This is a genomic window from Luteitalea sp. TBR-22 (genome assembly GCF_016865485.1).
Taxonomy (GTDB): domain Bacteria; phylum Acidobacteriota; class Vicinamibacteria; order Vicinamibacterales; family Vicinamibacteraceae; genus Luteitalea.
In genome coordinates, this window is sequence record NZ_AP024452.1 from 1,642,507 (window position 1) to 1,662,330 (window position 19,824).

The 19,824-nt window shown below is 71.8% G+C and carries 17 protein-coding genes; 11 read left to right on the forward strand and 6 right to left on the reverse strand.

The annotated features are described in order from the left end of the window. Positions 1-32: 32 nt before the first annotated feature. Entirely contained in the window at positions 33-671 is a 639-nt protein-coding gene (locus tag TBR22_RS06690; RefSeq protein WP_239492186.1) for a class I SAM-dependent methyltransferase, read from the reverse strand. Then, complete coding sequence (locus TBR22_RS06695; protein WP_239492187.1) at positions 668-1,507, reverse strand: hypothetical protein; 840 nt, start codon at positions 1,505-1,507, stop codon at positions 668-670. Before TBR22_RS06695 ends, TBR22_RS06690 begins: the two co-directional genes overlap by 4 nt. A 142-nt stretch (positions 1,508-1,649) precedes the next feature. Here TBR22_RS06695 and TBR22_RS06700 point away from each other — a divergent pair, with 142 nt between their 5' ends. Next, complete coding sequence (locus TBR22_RS06700) at positions 1,650-2,084, forward strand: nuclear transport factor 2 family protein (RefSeq protein WP_239492188.1); 435 nt, start codon at positions 1,650-1,652, stop codon at positions 2,082-2,084. Positions 2,085-2,218: 134 nt separating this feature from the next. Further along, positions 2,219-3,133 carry a sugar phosphate isomerase/epimerase gene (locus TBR22_RS06705; RefSeq protein WP_239492189.1) on the forward strand — a complete coding sequence of 305 codons (915 nt, stop codon included), beginning with the start codon at positions 2,219-2,221 and terminating at the stop codon, positions 3,131-3,133. 122 nt (positions 3,134-3,255) lie between these two features. On the opposite strand, the gene TBR22_RS06710 is transcribed toward TBR22_RS06705, so the two are convergent. Beyond that, entirely contained in the window at positions 3,256-4,128 is an 873-nt protein-coding gene (locus TBR22_RS06710; RefSeq protein ID WP_239492190.1) for a sugar phosphate isomerase/epimerase, read from the reverse strand. 182 nt (positions 4,129-4,310) lie between these two features. Between TBR22_RS06710 and TBR22_RS06715 the strand changes: the two genes are divergently transcribed. The 6 genes from TBR22_RS06715 to TBR22_RS06740 all read left to right on the forward strand — a co-directional run bounded on the left by TBR22_RS06715 (position 4,311) and on the right by TBR22_RS06740 (position 12,624). Continuing rightward, the gene (locus TBR22_RS06715; protein WP_239492191.1) at positions 4,311-5,024 is read left to right on the forward strand and encodes a DUF1080 domain-containing protein; all 714 of its coding nucleotides are present in this window, start codon (positions 4,311-4,313) and stop codon (positions 5,022-5,024) included. A 35-nt stretch (positions 5,025-5,059) separates the two neighbouring features. Next, positions 5,060-5,767 (forward strand): SGNH/GDSL hydrolase family protein, encoded by a 708-nt coding sequence (locus tag TBR22_RS06720; RefSeq protein ID WP_239492192.1) that lies wholly within the window; start codon positions 5,060-5,062, stop codon positions 5,765-5,767. Between the two features lie 37 nt (positions 5,768-5,804). Continuing rightward, positions 5,805-6,863 carry a Gfo/Idh/MocA family protein gene (locus TBR22_RS06725; RefSeq protein WP_239492193.1) on the forward strand — a complete coding sequence of 353 codons (1,059 nt, stop codon included), beginning with the start codon at positions 5,805-5,807 and terminating at the stop codon, positions 6,861-6,863. A 249-nt stretch (positions 6,864-7,112) separates the two neighbouring features. After that, entirely contained in the window at positions 7,113-7,721 is a 609-nt protein-coding gene (locus TBR22_RS06730; protein WP_239492194.1) for an RNA polymerase sigma factor, read from the forward strand. Between the two features lie 1,102 nt (positions 7,722-8,823). Further along, complete coding sequence (locus tag TBR22_RS26905; protein WP_370651493.1) at positions 8,824-10,029, forward strand: serine/threonine-protein kinase; 1,206 nt, start codon at positions 8,824-8,826, stop codon at positions 10,027-10,029. Positions 10,030-10,050: 21 nt separating this feature from the next. Next, positions 10,051-12,624 (forward strand): N-acetylmuramidase domain-containing protein, encoded by a 2,574-nt coding sequence (locus TBR22_RS06740; protein WP_239492196.1) that lies wholly within the window; start codon positions 10,051-10,053, stop codon positions 12,622-12,624. Positions 12,625-12,646: 22 nt separating this feature from the next. On the opposite strand, the gene TBR22_RS06745 is transcribed toward TBR22_RS06740, so the two are convergent. Further along, the gene (locus TBR22_RS06745; protein ID WP_239492197.1) at positions 12,647-13,540 is read right to left on the reverse strand and encodes a phosphatase PAP2 family protein; all 894 of its coding nucleotides are present in this window, start codon (positions 13,538-13,540) and stop codon (positions 12,647-12,649) included. A gap of 233 nt (positions 13,541-13,773) precedes the next feature. On the opposite strand from TBR22_RS06745, the gene TBR22_RS06750 reads away from it, so the two are divergent. Together TBR22_RS06750 and TBR22_RS06755 are read left to right on the forward strand one after the other, a co-directional pair. Then, positions 13,774-14,508, forward strand: coding sequence for a GDSL-type esterase/lipase family protein (locus TBR22_RS06750; RefSeq protein ID WP_239492198.1), 735 nt, complete (start codon positions 13,774-13,776; stop codon positions 14,506-14,508). 45 nt (positions 14,509-14,553) lie between these two features. Further along, the gene (locus TBR22_RS06755) at positions 14,554-15,405 is read left to right on the forward strand and encodes a dienelactone hydrolase family protein (protein WP_239492199.1); all 852 of its coding nucleotides are present in this window, start codon (positions 14,554-14,556) and stop codon (positions 15,403-15,405) included. 13 nt (positions 15,406-15,418) lie between these two features. Here the strand turns inward: TBR22_RS06755 and TBR22_RS06760 are convergent, their stop codons facing one another. Then, positions 15,419-16,189 (reverse strand): class I SAM-dependent methyltransferase, encoded by a 771-nt coding sequence (locus tag TBR22_RS06760; protein WP_239492200.1) that lies wholly within the window; start codon positions 16,187-16,189, stop codon positions 15,419-15,421. Positions 16,190-16,347: 158 nt separating this feature from the next. Continuing rightward, positions 16,348-17,046, reverse strand: a complete 699-nt coding sequence (locus TBR22_RS06765; protein WP_239492201.1) for a ferritin-like domain-containing protein — start codon at positions 17,044-17,046, stop codon at positions 16,348-16,350. 252 nt (positions 17,047-17,298) lie between these two features. Here TBR22_RS06765 and TBR22_RS06770 point away from each other — a divergent pair, with 252 nt between their 5' ends. After that, positions 17,299-19,773, forward strand: a complete 2,475-nt coding sequence (locus TBR22_RS06770) for an ATP-binding protein (RefSeq protein WP_239492202.1) — start codon at positions 17,299-17,301, stop codon at positions 19,771-19,773. Positions 19,774-19,824 lie beyond the last annotated feature (51 nt).

Genomic DNA, 19,824 nt, shown 5'->3' on the forward strand with positions numbered 1-19,824 from the left:
TGTGGACGGCGACGACGCGCCGCGGCGACCGGTCAGTCGGCCTTCACGCCGGCCAGCAGGGCGAGCTCGCGCCACTTCCAGTGACAGTCCACCTCGATGAACCCGATGGCGCGCAGCCACTGCAGTTGCATCTCCACCGGCGCCAGCTTGTTCGACGGGTCGTCCTGGGCCGGGGTGACGCCCAGCGCGTGCAGGAACCACGCGTGCATCGCGGGGGTGGCCGAGGCCACGTGCTCGAGGTTCAGGAACACGCCGCCCGGCACGAGGCGGTCGTGGATTTCGGCGTAGAGCGCCTGCTTGCGCGCGTCGGGCACGTGGTGGATGGCAAAGCTCGAGACGATGGCGTCGAAGGTGCCGAGGTCGGGCAGCGGCGTGTCGAGGTCGTGCCGCCGCACTTCGACGCGCGGGTCGCTGCCGAAGCGTGCGTCGAGGCGGGCCAGCATCGTGTCGGAGAAGTCGACGGCGACACCGGTCGCCTCGGGCAGGTAGTCCAGGACCAGCCCGATGAGGCGACCTTCGCCGCTGCCGAGGTCGAGCACCCGCCGCGTCCGGGCCGGGATGCACTCGAGCAGCGCCGCCTCGCCTTCCTCCCGCCGCGGGATGCGGTAGGCAATCTGCAGGTAGCGCTCGGCGTGGCCGGCTTCGGTCCACAAATTGATGTCGTCGGTCACCAGCGGCTCCAGAAATGCGTGAACGAGGCGGCGTGCAGGAACGCGAACCGGGCGATCCACGGCGTCCAGGCCATCTCGGCGCCAGCCGCGATGCGTGGTCCGGCCACCAGCAGCGTGAACGGGAACACGGTGGCGAGGATGGCCACGATCAGGCGTGGCGACAGCAACTCGCCGGCCGACATGATCGTCTCCGCTCCCGTGATCGACACCGTGCCGCCGCGGAAGAGAGCGTCGCCGACCAGCGCCAGCGGCAGCGCCGCCGTCCGGCGCAGCCATCGCGGCACCAAGGGCCCGGGCCAGGGCGGCTCGGCGCCGTCGGCGCGTGCGGGCATCAGCCCGACGGCCGACTGGATGGCCGACGCGATCAGGGCGTAGATGGACAACAGCGGCAGCCCCAGCGCCAGCATCGGCCAGCGCCGCCCGAGGGCCACGTCGCGATCGGTGTCCTCGGGGCCGCGCGTGAGCAGCACGAACAGCCACAGCCCGCCGAGCAGCAGGGCGCCGGGAGGCAGCGCCGCGACCGTCTCGAGCCAGCCAGCCCCGGCCGGCACCATGACCACGCCCGGCGGGGCCATGGGATCGCCGAGGGTCAGCAGGCTGACGGGGTCGCCGATCCAGCGGCGCAGGCCTTCCTCGAGCACGAAGATCCACAGCGCCAGCAGCAGGTCCTCGACCTGCAGCACGTGCCGCCGCGGGCTGGGTGGAGCGGCCTCTCCGCCCCCCGCGGCCCGCGCCGCAGCGTCGCGCCCGCCGCGGCGCCACCAGAACTGCCGCCACGTCCGCTGAAGGGTGGTGCTGGCCCGCGTGAGCAGACCGCCGCGCCGCTGGCTCGTCATCTCACGATTGAAACGTCGCGGGCGGCCTCGTTGAACGAAGTCAGTGCCGTTGGTCGACTGCCGACCGCCGACTGCCGACTGCCGTCCCCCCGATTCCCGATTCCCGATTCCCGATTCCCGGCTCTTCCCCTACCATGTGCCCATGCTGAAGACGCTCGCGGCGACGATGGTCGCCCTCTTCCTGGTGGGTGGGATGGCGCAGGCCCAATCGGCGGCGGCCGACGCGGTCAAGGCGGCCGACCTGGCGCGCTTCAAGGCGCAGACCAGCAATGACTTCGCGGCCCTCGGCCAGTTGCTCGCCGACGACCTCGTGTACACGCATTCGAGCGCGGCGGTGGACGGCAAGGCGAGCTTCATCGAAAGCATGCGGAGCGGGACGGTCAAGTACGAGTCGATCGAGCCGCGCGACGTGGTCGTCCGCGTCTATGGCACGACCGCCGTCATCACGGGCGCCGGCCGTTTCCAGGTGACGGCCCGTGGGGAGAAGCTCGACAACCAGCTGCGGTACACGAACGTCTGGGTGCAGCGCGACGGCCGCTGGCAGATGGTGAGCTGGCAGAGCACGAAGATCCCCTGATCGGGAATTGCAGAATGGCAGAATTGCAGAATTGCAGAGGCGCCGCCAGACGTCGCGCTGCCGACACCGACGGCGGCGTCCTGAAATCCCGAAATTCTGAAATTCTGAAATTCTGAAATTCTTCGAGGCTCCCGATGCAACTCGGATTCGTTTCCGCCATCCTCCCTGAACTGTCGCTCGACGAGGTGCTGGCTTTTGCAGCCGCCGAGCGGTTCGCCTGTGTCGAGGTGATGTGCTGGCCGGTCGGCAAGGCCGAGCGCAAGTACGCCGGCGTGACGCACGTCGACGTCACCGACTTCACGAAGTCGCACGCCGAGGACGTGCTCGCCCGGTGCGCCAAGCACGGCGTCTCGATCTCGGCGCTCGGGTACTACCCGAACCTGCTCGACCCGGACCCGGTGGTCGCCGACGTCGCGCGCGCGCAACTCGAGCGGGTGATCGTCGCCGCGCCGTTGCTCGGCCTGAAGACCGTCAACACGTTCGTGGGACGCGACTGGACGCGCAGCGTCGACGACAACTGGCCGCGCTTCCTCGAGGTGTGGCGTCCGCTCCTGAAGCTGGCCGCCGACCATGGCGTGCGCATCGGCATCGAGAACTGCCCGATGTCGTTCACGAAGGACGAGTGGCCGGGCGGCAAGAACCTGTTCACCACGCCGGTCATCTGGCGCCGCGCGTTCGAGGACCTCGGCGCGGACAACCTCGGCCTGAACTACGACCCGTCGCATTTCGCGTTGCAGCACATGGACCCGGTCAGCCCGCTCAAGGAGTTCCAGGACCGGCTGTTCCACGTCCACGCGAAGGACATCCGCATCCGCCGCGACCGAATCGACGATGTCGGCATCTTCGCGCACCCGCTGGAGTGGCACCAGCCGCGCATTCCTGGCTACGGCGAGATCGACTGGGCGCGCTTCATGGGAGCGCTGATGCAGACCACCTACCGCGGTCCGGTCTGCATCGAGGTGGAGGACGCGACGTTCGGCAACACGCTCGAGGGCCGCAAGAGCGCGCTGCGCGTGTCGCGCAACGTGCTCGAACCGTACTTCGGCTGAGCCCGGCAATTTGACATTCGAGATTGGAAACTCTCGTGGGGCGCGGCTCCGCCGGCGCCCCTCGGGATGTCGCGCGCGGGATGGCCGGAGGCCACCCGCAGGTCAAGTTCCAATGTCGAATTTCACATTGCCAGCGCAGCGCGGAACTCGTCCAGGTAGCGCCGCACCTTCTCCTTCGGATCGCCCGGCCCGAGCGTCTCGATCGGCACGTAGCCGCGATAGCGCGCGTCCTTGAGGATGCGCGCGATCTGCTTCAGGTCGACGCGCTCTTCCTTGTTGTTCCGGTAGACCAGTTCCTTCACCTGCCACGTGTAGGCGTACGGCGCCAGCATCGCGATCTCGGCGTAGGGGTCGTTGGTGGTCCGCAGGCTGCCGATGTCGACGTTCAGGCCGAACCACGGCGACGGGATGCGCCGGCGGATCTCCAGGTAGTCGGCGGCGACCTTCAGCGCGTCGTTGTGGTTCTGCAGCACGATCATCACGCCGCGCGCCTCGCCGGCCGTCACGCAGCGCTGGATCCCGTCGACGATCCAGTCCATCACCTGTGCCTTCGGCACGCCGTCGGGCATCACGCGCCCGTCGAACACGCGCAGGACCGGCGCGCCAAGCTTCGCGGCGACATCGACCCAGCGGGTCACGTGCGCGACGTCGGCATCGCGCTTGCCCGCGTCTGGCACCGCGAAGTCGTTGCGCACGCCGGTCCCGCTGATCGCCAACCCCAGGCTGAACGCCAGGTGCTTGATCCGGTAGATCAGCGTGTGGTCGGGTACCGCCGGATAGCCCTTGAAGTAGTAGCCGGTCGGGTCCACTGCGTCGAAGCCGATCTCGGCGCAGAACTCGATCACCTGCTCGAGCGACATCTGGCCGCTGGTGAGCGGGCCGTTGAACGAGTACAGGTTGCAGCTCGTCTTGATGCCGCGCGGGAAACCCAGGCACGACCGAGGCGTGCGCGGGACTCGCGGCGAAGGCAGGGAGCGCCAGGCCCGCGGCGGCACTGGCGAGGAACGAGCGTCGGGTCGGCATGGGTATGTTCTCGACGGCCTTGGTCATTCGGCCTTGGGCCTTGGTGCGTGAAGACTTCGACCTTCAGCCCTGGCCCTTTGTCCCTGCATGGGGCATGAGCCATGAGCCATGACGAATTCGGAATTCGGCATCGCGGCATTCTATAGTTCCCCCCATGCGCCCTCTCCTCGCCCTCGCTTTCGGCCTGTTGATCCCCACCGTTGCCGCCGCCCAATCGCGTCCCGAGTGGACGCCGCTGTTCAACGGCAAGGACCTCACCGGCTGGACCAACATCAACACCGACCCCGACACCTGGTTCGTGAAGGACGGCATGCTGATGACCACGGGCAAGCCGCTGGGCGTGATGTGCAGCGACAAGATGTACGAGAACTTCGTGCTCCACATCGAGTGGATGCACCACGAGGCCGGCGGCAACTCCGGCGTGTTCATCTGGAGCGCCGCGCGTCCCTCACCCGAGGGGCGCCTGCCGGACGGCCTCGAAGTGCAGATGCTGGAGGTCGACTGGCCGAAGCTGCACGTGAAGGACGGCGTGATGCCGACCGACGACTACGTGCATGGCGAGCTGTTCGGCGTCGGCGGCGTGCAGATCATCCCCGACAACCCGCGCGGTCCGCGCAGCAAGTCGATCGAGAAGCGGGCCCTGCCGCGCGAGAACTGGAACGTCTACGACCTGGTCGCCGTGGATGGCGTCGCCAAGCTGTCGGTCAACGGCAAGTTCGTCAACGGCATCCGCAACTCGTCGCGCCGCAAGGGCTACCTGTGCATGGAGGCCGAGGGCGCGCCGATCCAGTGGCGCAACGCCTGGATCATGGAACTTCCAGGCGGCGTGACGACGCCGGACATGATTGCGCCGGAGCGGGGCAAGTGAACCCACTGGCGGGAGTCGGGAATCGGGAGTGGGGAGTGGCCAAGAGGGCGTCGGGCGCCGCTCCTCGAGGCCGCCGCGCCGCCCTCAAGGGGGCCGTCCTCGTCGCAGTTGCTGTCGCCGGGCTTGCGGTGCCGGCGTGGGCGCAGGTCGCGGTCGCCGAGGACCGCTGGGCGAAGGAGATCGCGGCGTTCGAGGCCGAGGACGCCACCCGCCCGTTTCCCGAGGGCGGCACGGTGTTCGTCGGCAGTTCCAGCATCAGGCTCTGGGACCTCGCCACGGCCTTCCCGGGGCGGCCGGTGCTCAACCGCGGCTTCGGCGGCACGCAGATCGGCGACTCGGTCAGGCACGTCGAGCGCCTCGTCCTGCGGCACAGGCCGGCGACGGTGATCTTCTACGCCGGCGACAACGATCTCGCCGCCGGTCGCACGCCACAACAGGTGCAGGCCGACTTCCATGCCTTCGTGACCCGGGTCCACACCGCGTTGCCGCGCACCCGCATCGCGTTCATTGCCATCAAGCCGAGCCTGGCGCGCTGGGCGCTCATCGCGAAGGTCCGCGAGGCGAACCGACTGGTGCGCGCCGAGTGCGACCGTGACGATCGCCTCGGCTACGTCGACGTCGACGGGCCGATGCTCGGCTGGGACGGCAAGCCGCGGCCCGACCTGTTCATCCAGGACGGCCTGCACCTCTCGGCGAAGGGCTACGCGCTCTGGAACACGCTGGTGGCGCCGTTTCTCGAATAGCGCGCGACAGGCGGCCTGGAGCCTGTAGCCTGTAGCCATGATCCATCGCGTCGCCGTCCTCGGCCTCGGCCACTGGTATTCCGCCTACGGGCTCGCGCGCGCGCTGCCCGAGTACCCGCAGGCGACGCTTGTCGCGGCCGCAGATCCCGACCCGCGGCGGCTGTCCACCTACTGCGACACGTTCCGCTGCGAGGCCGTCGCCGACTACACCGACGTCCTGTCGCGTGAGGACGTCGACATCGTGCACATCGCGGCACCGGTGCGCGACATCCCCGAGTTGACCATGCGGGCGGCCCGCGCCGGCAAGCACATCGTGATGGGCAAGCCGATGGCGATGACCGTCGCGCAAGCCGACGAGATGGTCCGCGTCGTCGAGGCCAGCGGCGTCACGTGCGTGCCCTTCCAGGGGTTGATGCGGCTCCGGCACCAGGCCATCAAGGCCCGCGTGGCGGCCGGCGAGATCGGCGACCTGGCCGTCATGCACCAGACCGGCCGGTGGGCGATCGCCGAGGACTGGTACATGTCGGGCACGCCCGGCTGGTTCGTCGATCCCGCGCAGGTCCCCGGCGGCGCCTTCATCGACGAGGGCATCTACTGGATCGACCTGTTCCGGTGGCTCGCGGGCAGCGAGGTGGTGGAGGTCGATGCACGGATGCGCAACATCGTCCATCGCGACCTGCCGGTGGAGGACTGGGGGTTCGCGGTGTTCACGTTCGCCAACGGCGTCACGGCGACGCTCGAGGCGTCGTGGACGATCAACGCGCCGCGGGTGACGGGCCCCTCGCCCAAGCGCAACAGCGTGGTGCGACTCGAACTGGTCGGCACGCGGGGCGAGTTGATGGAGCAGTGGTTCCGCTCGCCCGGTGGCGCCGTGCTCAAGGCGGGCGCCGAGGACTGGGTGTTCGAGCGCGTCAGCGAGGAGGCCTTCGGCCCGGCCACGCCGATGCCGCTGCATCACCTGATCACGTGCGTCGAGCAGGGCGTGACGCCCGCGGCGACCATCCGCGACGCGCGCGACTCGTTCGTCGTGGCCATGGCGGCCTACGAGTCGGCACGGCAGGGGCGCCCGGTGCGGCTCGACCTCGCCCCACGGTGACCTGCCGGCCGGGGCTGGCCGAGGAGCCGGCCCCGGGAACCTGCAACCCGGTGTCGTCACGGCGTTCGGTCCGTCACGGCACCGTCGTTGGATAGGACACGAGCCACGTCCAGCCGTTCCCGAGTCCCATCCCGGGGCGGCCGTGAGGAATCAGGTCCGCACGAGGCGGAGCGTGGCAGGGAGCCCCATGCAGGCGACACGCCTTCCTCGTCGCTCGTCGCGCGTGCCCACGTCTCCGGGAGGCGCGCCGTGAGTACGATCCACCGCTCCCACGCCTCGCCCGCGCCGCCGCCGCCGAGCACGCAGCAAGCGTTCCGTCACCTGATGCGCCGTGCACAGGATGGCGACGGTTCGGCGCTGCACCTGCTCTTCGCGCAGCATGTCGGGCCGCTGCGGCGCTGGGCCCGTGGTCGCCTGCCCCGCTGGGCGCGCACCGTGGCCGACACCGCCGATCTCGTGCAGGAGGCGCTCGTGCAGACGCTGCGTCGGCTCGGCGACTTCGAGCCGCAGGGCCACCAGGCGCTGCAGGCCTACCTGCGCCGCGCCGTCGACAACCGCATCCATGACGAGTTCCGGCGTATCGCCCGTCGTGGCCTTGCGGCGACCCTCGACGAGGCGCACGCCGACACGCGGCCCTCGCCACTCGAGGAGGCCGTGGCGCAGGAGACCGAGGCCCGCTATCGCCAGGCGCTCGCTCGCCTGCGCCCGGGTGATCGGCGACTGGTCGTGGCGCGCGTCGAGCTGGGGTATTCGCTCGAACAACTCGCCCTGATGACCAACCGCCCGCGCGTGGACACCGCGCGGGTTGCCCTCCGGCGCGCCCTCGAGCGGCTCGCGCTGGAGATGGCGCGTGCCTGACCAGACTGCCGCCCTGCCACCGGCAGGGCGGACGCGACGGGCAGGCGACACCGTCCCCACGGTACGGGCGGCGGTGGCGGCGGTCGTCGATGGCCGGCCGGTTGCGTGGGACGACGCGGAGCAGCGCGGACGGACGCCGCTCGAACGGCGCATGACCCGCCGGCTGCGTGACCTGACGCTGCTGGTCGGGCTCGACCCGCCGGGCGACGGCGCGACGCTGTCCTCCGGGCTGCATCGCCTGTGCGTTGCGATTGCGGCAATCGCGACCCTGCAGTGGTTCGCCGGGATCAGCGCCGTGATCGTCCTGGCCTGGGCCGGTGGCTCGGCGGCGTGGCACGCGGTGCTGCCGTTCGCGCTCGCGCTGCTGGCCAGCCTGGCGTGGCGGCTTCGGCCCCGGCAGGCGCCCGGCGCATCGGACCTGTGCCTCCTGCTGGCCGCCTGGGCGGCGCGCGGGCCGATGGAGGCGCTCGCCGCTTCCTCGCCCACGTGGGCGCTCCTGGTGGCACCTCTCCGCGTGCTGCACGTCGAAGCGGCGTTGCCCGTCCTGCTCATCGGCGTGGCGCTCGCGCGCACGACGCGCCCGCGCTTCACGTGGCGCGAGCGCGCCAGCCGGGCGCTGGCGCTCCTTGCGGTCGGCTCGTCGGTTGCCCTGGCGCCGGCTGCATCGGCGGCCCGGTTCCCCTGGGCGACGCTGGCGTGTGCCGGCGTGTGGGCGCTGATTTCGCTGGTCGTGCTCTGGCGCTGGGGAGGTCTGCAGCAACGGGTCCTGCCGGGGGAGGCCTCGCGCGTGGCCGGCAGCTGGACGGCTGCCCTGAGGGCGACGCTGCTCGATGCGCTGGCGGCATGGCGCGGCACCCACACGTCCCGGCTCGCGGCACTCACGGCCACCGTGCACCGGGCGCGCACGCCGCGCGAGATCGCGTCAGAGCTGGCCCGACACGTCGTCGACGTGACGGGCGCATCGCGGGCCTTCGTCCTGGTGCCGGACAGGCCGGCATGGCTGCCGCTCGCCGGCGACACGGTGACACTGCCGGCCGCGTCGGCGCTGGTGGCCCTGCTCGAAGGCACCGACCATGCGGTCCGTGTCGACGCCGCCTCGCGCATGTTCGCGTGGCTGCCGGAGGCGGACCGGCGCTGGGTGGTCGAGGCCGGCGTGGCCGTCGTGGCGCGCCTGGCGGCACCCGACGGGCACACCGTCGGCGCCATCCTGGTCGGGACGCGGGCCGACGGTCGGGCCAGCTCGCGTCGCGCGCTCGCGTTCGTCTCCGCAGCGGCGGGCACGGCCGGCGTGGCGCTCGCGACGCTGGCGACGACGGCCGGGGGCGATGCGCCACGGGTGTGCGCCGCCGCCGACGAACTGCCCTACGAATGCCAGGCCTGCGGGCGGCTGTCGCCGGAGGCGGCACGTTGCGCGTGTGGCGGGGCGACGGTCCTGGCGGCGCTGCCGGCCGTCCTCAACGAGGCCTTCGCGTTGGAACGCCGCATCGGCCGCGGCGGCATGGGCGTCGTCTACCGGGCGTACGACACGCGCCTCGATCGACTCGTGGCCCTGAAGACGCTGCCGGCGCTGGCACCGCCGGCGGCCCAGGCCCTGCAGGCGGAGGCGCGCGCGATGGCGGCGCTCGAGCACCCGTCGATCGCGTCGCTGTACGGGCTCGAGCGATGGCGGGGGACGCCGGTGCTCGTGGTGGAGTACCTCGCGGGCGGCACGCTGGCCTCGCGCATCGCGACCGGCCCGATGCGTCCCGGCGACGTCGTGGTGCTCGCGCGGGTCCTCGCCGAGGCGCTGGCCACGCTGCACGCCCGCGGCTGGCTGCACGGCGACATCAAGCCGAGCAACATCGGCCTCACCCGCGACGGCGTGCCCAAGTTGCTCGACTTCGGTCTCACGCGCTGGCACGCGATGGCGGCGCCGGGGCCGGGCGGGTCGGGCACGGTTCGACCTGCCGACGGCACCCGCAGCGGCGCGCTCGCCGGCACGCCCCTCTATCTCTCTCCCGAGGCACTCGACGGTCACCCCGCAGGCGACGCCGACGACGTGTGGGCGCTCGCACTCGTCATCGTCGAGCTGATCACCGGCGTGCATCCCTTCCGGGCCGACACGCTCGACGCGGTGGCGGACCGCGTGCGGGCGCACCCGACGATCGACGTGCGCCACTGGGCGCCGGCCACCCCGCCCTGGCTGGCCGAGGCGCTCGCGGCCGCGCTTCACCCCGATCGCCGCCAGCGCCTGACTCGCGCCCGTGTCCTGGCCGACGTGCTCGAGCGGCCTGCCAGTGCCCACGAGCACGGCGCCGCCGCATCCTGACCGTTCCTGACGAGGCTTGCGATGCTGACCATTCCCGACCAGACGTGGACCGCGCTCGCCGAGGTGCTGCAGGTGGAGAAGGCCGTCCTGCAGGCGGTGGCGCAGGTGGAGTCGGGCGGCTCGGGCTTCCTCGACACGCAACCGCCGCGGCCGAAGGTGCTCTTCGAAGGCCACTACTTCCACAGGCTGACCGGCGGACGGTTCTCCGCGTCGCACCCGACGCTCAGCTTTCCGAAATGGACGCGGAAGTACTACGCCAGGACCGGACTGGGTGAGTGGGCGCGGCTCGATCAGGCGATCGCGCTCGACCGCGCCGCGGCCCTGCAGTCGGCCAGCTGGGGCGCGTTCCAGATCATGGGCGCGAATTTCGCCGACGCCGGGTGCGTCGACGTGGAAGCGTTCGTCACGGCGCAGTGGACCAGCGCCGACACGCAACTGGAGTGCTTCACGCGATTCATCGGGCGCGCCTGGTACCTCGATCCGCTGCGCGCGAAGGACTGGGCGACCTTCGCCCGCCGGTACAACGGGCCCGGCTACGCCGAGAACCAGTACGACGTGAAGTTGTCACGTGCCTACGACGCGTGGGTGGCTGCTGCGTCGGCCTCGCCGCGGGGGCACCGGACCATGCAGGGACTGCTGGCGCGCGGCGGCGCGTCACGCCCGCCGGGCAGGCCGATCGCGCCGTCCTCGTCGGTTGCGACGCGCGCGCCGCTGCTGCGTCTGGTGCGCGCCGATGCGCTCGACCTGCGTGACTGGCCGTACCGACCGCGCGTCGGCCAGGCGCCCCCGGCCTCGTGCTGGCCCGCACGCCTGCGTCCCGTCTCGCAGCAGGGGCGATCCAGCGCCTGCACGGGATTCGCGCTGGCCACCGTGATCGAGTACCTGCTCGACCGCGCCGGGCGCCAGGTCGAGACGATCTCGGGGCACATGCTCTACGACATGGCCCGCCGCTACGACGAGTGGGCCGACAACGACGCGCAGGATCAGGGGTCGTCGCTGCGTGGCGCGCTGCGCGGCTGGTACTACCACGGCGCGAGCGCCGCCTCGCTCTGGCGTGGCGCGTCGATGCCGGGCGCCAGCCTCGACGACGACGACTGGTGGCTCGATGCCGTGAAGCGGCCGCTGGGCGCGTACTTCCGCGTCCAGGCCGACATGGTCCCCGACATGCACAGCGCCCTGGCCGAGACCGGTGTGTTGTACGCCAGCGCCCTCACCCACGCCGGCTGGGACGCCCTGCATCACGCCACCGCGACGCCGGTGCCCGCCACCGTCGAGTCAATCCCGGTGATCGAGCCACGCGAGGGCCTGCCCGACGCCGGGCATGCCTTCGCCATCGTGGGCTACACCGAGCACGGGTTCGTCGTGCACAACTCCTGGGGTGACCGCTGGGGCGCCGGTGGCTTTGCCATCCTGTCGTACGCCGACTGGCGGCAGAACGCGATGGACTGCTGGGTGGCCCAACTCGGTGTCGTCACCGACGAGCATCGGGCCGTCGCCGAGGCGCCCACCCTCCGCGTCGATGTCGCCTCCGGACGCGTGGAGCTCTCGAGCAACCCGCAACTGGCGACCCACGAGATCGCCCCCTTCGTCGTGACCGTGGATGCCGAGGGCCGGTTCTGTACGCGGGGCCGCTTCCGCACCAACGCCGACGACGTCGACCTGCTCGTCGAGGAGCACCTGCCCCGCGCCTGCGACCGCTGGGGCTGTGCCGACGGCGTCGATGTCGCGATCATCGCGCACGACGGGCTGACCGGCGAGGACGGTGCGATCGGCCGCGCCCTGCACTGGATCCCGACGATGTACTCGGCGGCCATCCTGCCCGTGTTCCTGCTCTGGGAAACCGATGCCGCCGGCGGCGTGCGCAAGCTGCTCGAAGCCAAGGTGGCGTCCGACGACGCGCCGGCCAGGCCGATGCCGTGGCGCGCGGTCACGCCGTCGGCGTTGCTGGCCTGGCACGACGAGCGGATCGAGGGGCGGCTCCGGCAGCCCGGGCGCGCGCTCTGGCGCGAGGTCCATGACCACGCCGTCGCCATTGCGACGGCCGGGGACGCGGCGTTCCTGACGCTGGCCGAGCGCCTGCGGGCGCGGGCCCGGCGGCGGTCGCTGCCACCGCTGCGGTTGCACCTGGTGGCGCACTCGGCTGGCGCGCTCGTGGCGACGCATGCCGTCCCGGAGATCGCCAGGCGACGGCTCGACCTGCGCACCATGTCGCTGATCGCCCCGGCCGTCGGCGTCGAGACGTTCACCAGCGTGGCCGGGCCGGCCCTCGCGGCCCGCGACGTCCGCCTGCTCGTCGCTCACCTCACCGACGCGGCCGAGCGCAGTGACGCGACGTGCGCACCCTACGGCCGTTCGTTGCTGTGGCTGGTGTCACGGGTGCTCGAGGAGGAACCGGGCACGCCGTTACTGGGGCTCGAGGCGCACCTGGCGCCAGCGATCCTCGAGCGGGAGTGGGGGAGCCGGACGATACGCCAGGCCTCGCCCGGTGGCGTGACGCCGGCCGGGCAGCGCGTCGCGACGGCGACGACGCACGGCAGCCTGCCCGAGGACCCGGCCGTGGTCCAGGCGATCGTCAGGCACATCAAGGGGGGCTGACGGCGAGGGCGCCGGCCGCACGTCAATCGATGCGTGTGAACGAGATGCCGGCGCCGCCGCCCGGCACGGCCATCGGGCCCACGGCGAAGCGCTGCGCGCCACGGCCGACGGTGACCGCACGGCCGGAGATGAGCCCCACGCCCGCGCCGAAGATCACGTCGCTGGCGAAGTGGCGATTGGCCTGCAGTCGCGATGCCGCGACGTAGGTGGCCACCGCGTACGCCGGCGCGCCGACCTTCCAGCCGAAGTGCCGGTGGAGCACGGCGGCGTTGGCGAACGTGCCCGACGCGTGTCCTGACGGGAACGACCAGTCGGTGCCGTCGGGCCGCGTGCGGTTCACCGAGAGCTTCAGACCCTGCGTGAAGACCGTGTTCACCAGCTGCGCGCGCACCAGATCGGCGCCGACCACGGCCGCGCGCTCGTGCTTCAGCGCCCGACCGATGCCGTACGTGACCCACGCCCCGCCGAACTGCACGGCGAAGCCGCCCAGCACCTTGCCCGGTCCGAGGACGGTGGCCAGCGTGGGCGACGACGAGAAGTACTCGGTGATGCGGTAGTCGTACGGGTGGATCAGCGCTGCCGAAGCGCTTGCGGTCAGCATGATGACCGCGTTGTCCACCGAGGCGGTCTGCCGCAGGTCGCCGCGCAGGCTCGTGACGAGCGAGGCCATCGACGGCATCCGGAGGGGCCTGCCTGGCGCAACGGCCGTCGTGTCGCCGGCCGCCGAAGCCGCCGTGGTCGCATCAGCCGGCGCCGCGTCCCCGTCGGTGGTGGCCGGCGAGATCGACGTCGCCGGCGTTGCCGCGTTGCCGCCGACGTCGGCGACGGTCGCGACCACCGGCGCATCCTGGGCGCTGGCCACGACGGGGCACGACGCAAACAGGGCGGCGAGGACGAGGACGTGTCGGTGTCGCATGAACGGGGAGCCTCGTCACTCTACCTCATCGGGGGCGTCGTGCACCACAGGGAGCCGTCACCGGTTGTGCGATCGAAGGCTGACCATCGTTAGGGATGGATGGCGGGGGAGTGGACGTTCGCGCGTCCAGCCGCCTGGCTCGCGCCAGGCGTGCCGCATGTCACGCGTGCCAGGGGAGAGCTGGCACGCGTGGCGCGGCACATCTGGCGCGGCGCGTGCCATGATGCGGCACCATGGCCACATCCCCTCGACTGGCAGCCTCGCTGGCGCTGCTGCTCACGGTGCTGGCATGCGCGTCGCCACGCGCCGAGGCGCAGGCCGCGCTGGCGCCTGCCACGCCCCAGCCCCTCGACCTCAGTCGCTTCGAGAAGGACATCCTCGCATTCGAGGCCGCCGATCGCGCGACGCCTCCGCCGCAGGGGGCCATCCTGTTCGTCGGCAGCAGCATCTTCCGCCTGTGGAAGGATCTGCCCACGCAGATGGCGCCGCTGCCGGTCATCAACCGTGCCTTCGGCGGGTCGCGCACCCCCGAGCAGCTGCACTACTTCGAGCGCATCGTCCTGCCCTATCGGCCGCGCGTCATCGTGTACTACTGCGGCAGCAACGACGTGAACGCCGGCGAGACCGCCCAAGCCATCGCCGCGCGCGTCGAGCAGTTCTCGGAGCGGGTGCGGACGGCCCTGCCGGGCACGCGCGTGTACTTCGCCTCGATCATCAAGGCGCCCCAGAAGCGCGATCGCTGGGACGTGGTCGACCGCGCCAACGCGCTGGTGCGCGCCCATGCCGACACGGCACCGGGTCGTGGCTACATCGACCTCAATCCGGCGCTGCAGGACGAGCGGGGCGAGCCGCTGATGGACCTCTATCTCGCCGACCGGTTGCACTACCTGCCGCCGGCCTACGAGCGCATCTCGGCCGTCGTCAAGCCGGTCGTCGCGCAGGCCTGGAGCGAGGTGGCACGGCCCTGATCTGGCCGCCGCGATGCCCGACACCCGACACCTGAGGCCGTCGCCTTGCATGCCGACACCGACCGGCCTTCCCTGAGCGCCTGGTGGCGCACGGCATGCCTGGCGCTCTGCGTGGTTGCCGGCGGCGTCCCCGTCGTCGCGCCGGCCACTGCGGGCCTGGCGGGCGCGCCTGACCAGTCGGCCCCGGCACCCTCGCTGGCGGTCTCGCGACAACTGCGCGACATGATGACGCCGGCCGGACGCGTGCGTTTCGACCTCTACCGGCCCGCGACCTTGCCCGCCGGGCCGCGTCCGCTCGTCGTCGTCGCGCACGGGTTCTGGCGCAGTCGTGCGCAGATGGCCGGCTGGGGGCGACACCTCGCCACGCAGGGCTACGTCGTCGCCGTCCCCGACCTGCCGGCGTGGTCCGATCACGCGCGCAACGGCCGCGCCCTGCAGGCCCTCGTCGCCTCGCTGCTGGCGTGGCCGCCGGATGCGGTGCCGATGGACCGGGCCCGCGTGGCGCTCGTGGGGTTCTCGGCCGGAGGGCTGGCGGCGCTGCTGGCCGCCGCCGACGATCCGAGCGTCCTCGTGTGGGTCGGACTCGACCCCGTGGATCGCGATGGGCTGGGGGTGCGGGCCGCGGCGCGCCTGCGCGCTCGTGCCGTGGTACTGCAGGCCGAGCCCTCGGCGTGCAACGGGAGGGGCAACGCCCGCAGCCTCGTCGCGGCGCTGGGAGATCGGGTCGAGGTGATCCGCATCCCGGGGGCGACCCACGTCGACGCCGAGTGGCCGACCAGCCTCGCGGCACGTGCCGCGTGCGGCGGGACCGATGCGGGGCGACGCCAGGCGTTCGTGCAGGCGGCCACCGATGCCCTGGAGCGCGCGTTCGGTGCACCGTCGGGCGCCCGGCCCTGAGCGTTCGGCCGCCTCAGGCCTTGCTGACCCTCAGCACGGCGAGGTAGCCGCGAAACAGCACCGGCCGCGCGCGCTGCCCGAAGGCGCCGGGGATCGTCGCCCCGCACCACGCGCGGATGTCGTCGACGACGGCGCCTCGTCCCACCGCGTCCCGCACGTTGGTCTCGGTGAGCATGTAATCGACGAAGAAGTCGGGGGTGAGCGTGATCGGGATGGCGAAGTCCTCGCCGCGCTCGACGCGGAAGCCGCGCGCCCGCTCGGCCAGGATGGACGGCGAGAGCGGCGTGGCCTGCCCGGCCGGGTAGGGATGCCGCGTCGTGAACGTCTCGAACCACGATTCGAGGCCGTCGCCGTCGGCGAAGCTGCGGGCGGTGGCGAAGTCGTACACGGCCAGGCAGCCGCCGGGAGCGAGCACGCGCCGCGCCTCCGGCCAGACGGCCTCGAGATCACGTGCGTAGTTGAGCGACCCCGCGGCGGCCAGCAGGTCGACCGAGCCGGTCTGGAAGGGCATGGCCTCGGCGGCCGCGGCGACGAATGACAGATCGGGGTGCAGGCGACGCGCGGTGCGGACCATCGCCTCGGCCGGGTCGAACCCCACGCACGTGGTCGCGAGGGTCCGCAGCGGCTGCGTCGAGAGCCCGGCGCCGCACCCCACGTCCACGGCCACGTCGTGTCGCCGACCGGCGAGCCAGTCGTGCAACAGGGCGAGGACCCGGGGGTGGACGGGCGGTCGCGCGGCGGCGTACCCGGCGGCCATGCGAACGTCGCTGAACGGGTTGGTCATGCACGCGGATTGTAGGGCAGCCGCGTCGCACCCTGCCCAGCGTTTCTGCACCGACGGCAGCCACACCGCGGGAGGGGCGGGTGCGCGGCAGATGGCACGGCGCGGGAGGTCCTGCTCCCGCGCCCCATGCGGGCACGGCGGGCGCTGGCCCGCCGATCCTAGCGCTTGCGTGCGCCGGTCGCCTTCGCGCCGCGAGCGCTGGTCCGGCTCGTGGTGCTGCGCGACGTGCTGCGTCCGCCGCCGCGGGTCGTCGCCGCCGCGACCGTGCGCCCCGACGCCCCGGTCCCGGTCGCGCGCCGGCCGCCCGTCGCGGAGCGTCCCTGCGGCTCGGCCTGGGCCTCCTCGGCTTCCGACTCGTCGTCGGTCGAGCTCGAGGCGGCGTCGCGGTTGATGCCCCCTTCGGCGATCGCCGTCAGCTTCTCGTCGGTGGCCTTCTCCTCGTCGAGCGTCTCGCGCAGCAGGCGAGCCGCCTCGTCGTGGCCCATCGCCTCGGCCCACGCCACGAGCGTGCCGTACGCGGCCATCTCGTAGTGCTCGACGCGTTGTGCCGAGGCAATCAGCAGCGCGTCCATGGTGGCGTCCTCGGTCTCTTCCTCGAGCGCGCTCTTGGCTTCCTCGAGGATGCCGGCCATGCCGTCGCAGTGCTTGCCGCGGGGCTTCTCGCCGAGGCTCTCGAACACCCGCGTCAGGCGTTCGACCTGCGCCTTGGTCTCCTGGATGTGCTGCTCGAAGGCGGCGCGCAGTTGCGGGGAACTGGCAGCCTTGGCGACGCGGGGAAGGGCCCGCGTGATCTGCTTCTCGGCGTCGAACGCGTCGCGCAGCTCGTCGAGGAAGGCGTCGTGAAGGGATCCTGACATCGGCATTGTCTCGTGCTCCTTGGGGAATGAACCTCGGAGGTTCGAGCACTGCCACTGCAAGGCCGGAGCCAAGCGGCGCGGGGCGACAAAAGGTACGGGAAAGGAGCCGCCGACGGATGCGGCGTCGTCCTGATCGGCTACAGGATGTCGGCGCGTGCAGCAGCGGCATCCCGGCGCGCGGGCCCTTCAAGCCGATCCACCGCGCGCCGATTCCGATCACAGGCCGTCGTCCTCCGCGCGCCGGCGCCGCGCATGCCCACCCTCGACGCCAGCTCCCTCGCTCATTCCCGCCTCCACGAAGCGCTCGGCGCTGCGGCGCAGGGAATTCTCGACCACGACCTGGTCACCGACGAAGTGTCGCTGTCGCCCGAGTTCCTCGGCAGGCTGAGCCTGCCACCCGGGCAGACCATCGGCCACTGGACGCAGTGGTGCGCGCTGGTCCACGAAGAGGACCGCCGGTACTTCGAGGTGCTGCGGGCCACGGTGGCGGCGGGCCGGCTCATGGAGCCCGCGCAGGACTTCCGCCTGCGGCGCGTCGACGGGTCGTGGGGGACGTTCCGGGCGATCGGCCGCACGCTGACCGTCGACAAGGACGGGCGCGGCCGTCACATGACGGTGATCATCGCCGACGTCACCGAGGCGCGTGCCGAGCAGGCGCGCCTGCGGCACCTGGCCGCCTCGTACGCCACGCTCAGCGAACTGAACCACGCCATCGTCCACGCGAGATCAGAGGAGGAACTGCTGTTGCGGCTCTGCCAGGCGGCTGTCGTGTCGGGCGGGTTCACGATGGCGTTCGTGGCGATGATCAACGAGGTGTCGGGCGCCGTGGAGCCGCAGGCGGCCTACGGCGACGAGTGGGGCTACCTCGAGGGCATCCATGTGTCGGCGTCGGCCGACACGCCGTACGGCCACGGGCCGACCGGCACCGCCATCCGCGAGAACCGGCCGTACTGGTGCCAGCAGTTCATGGAGGACCCCGGCACGCTCCCCTGGCGCGATCGCTGCCCTGACGGCCCGCCATGGGGCTCGGCCGCCGCGCTGCCGCTGCGCCGCAACGGCGAGGCGGTCGGCGCGCTCACGCTCTACATGCGCCAGACCGGCGCGTTCGACGAGGACACGCAACGCCTGCTGACCATGATGGTCAACGACGTGAACTTCGCGCTCGACCATTTCGCGCGCGAGGCCGCCGGGCGACGGATGCAACGCGAGGCCGACGCCACGCGTGCCCAGCTCGAGGCGACCATCGACGCCATGCCCGACCTGATCTTCGAGATCGGGCTCGACGGCCGCTTCTACAACTACCACTCGCCGCGGGTCGACCTGCTGGCGGTGCCCCCCGAGGCGTTCCTCGGGCGCACCATGCAGGAGACGATGCCGCCCGCCGTGGTCGGCAAGATCGAGGCGGCCCTCGACGAAGCGCACCGCACTGGCTACTCGTCGGGCACCTGCTACGAACTGCAACTGGCCGGCGGTGCGCGGTGGTTCGACATGTCGATTGCCCGCAAGCGGGTCACCGAGGGCGAGGGGCCGAGGTTCATCGCCGTCGTCCGCGACGTGACGGCGGCGCGGGCCGCCGAGGCCGAGCGCGCGCACCTCGAGGCGCAGCTGCGGCACTCGCAGAAGCTCGAGGCCCTCGGCCAACTGGCCGGTGGGCTGGCGCACGACCTCAACAACGTGCTCACGCCCATCCTCATCAACACGCCCCAGGTGCGCGCTGCGGTCACCGACGCCGCGGCGAGGGAACTGCTCGACACGACCGAGCAGTGCGCGCGGCGCGGCGCCGACATCATCCGCCGTCTGCTGATGTTCGCGCGCGGCGTCCCTGGCGAACGCAAGCCCGTGAGCGTGGCCGACGTCTGCCGCGACATGGCCAAGATCGCGCGCGAGACCTTCGCGCGCAACATCGCCGTGCACGTGGAGGTGCCAGACGACGTCTGGGCCATCCAGGGCGACCTCACGCAGGTCCATCAGGTGCTGATGAACCTCTGCGTCAACGCGCGCGACGCGATGCCGGAGGGCGGAACGCTCACCCTCGACGCCGCCAACGTCACGGTGGTCGATCCGCCGCAGGACGGCGCCTCCTCCCCGGCCCCGGGCCCCTTCGTCCGCGTCTGCGTGCGCGACACCGGCGCCGGCATGAGCGCCGCCCAGATCGAGCGCATCTTCGAACCCTTCTACACCACCAAGCCGATCGGCAAGGGCTCCGGGCTCGGCCTGGCGACGGTGCGGGGCATCGTGCGCAGCCATGGCGGCTTCGTCACCGTGGCGAGCACGCCCGGCGTCGGCACCGCGTTCGCCGTCCACTTCCCGCCGGCCGTCGCGCCGCAGGCCACGGCCGCGTCCGAGTCGGCGGCGCCGCGCCGCGGACGCGGCGAGCTGCTGCTGGTGGTCGACGACGAGGCGACGGTGCGCAGCAGTGTGCGCCGCTGCCTGGTGTCGCACGGATACAAGGTGGCCGTGGCAGGCCACGGGCGCGAGGGGGCAGAGCTGTTCGCGCTGCGGGCCGCCGAGGTCCGCGTGGTGATCAGCGACATGATGATGCCGGCGATGGACGGGCTGGCGATGCTGGCCGCGATTCGCGCGATCCGACCGGACGTCAAGTTCATCCTGATGAGCGGCCTGCTCGATCGCGCGACCCCACGCGGCCAGGCGCCCGACGTGGTGCTCAGCAAGCCGTTCGACCCCGACGCACTCCTCGCGGCCGTCGGCCGGCTGTGTGACGTCTGAGTAACGTCTAACGTCTAAGAGCTTGCTGAAAAACTAAGCCCGAGGGATCGA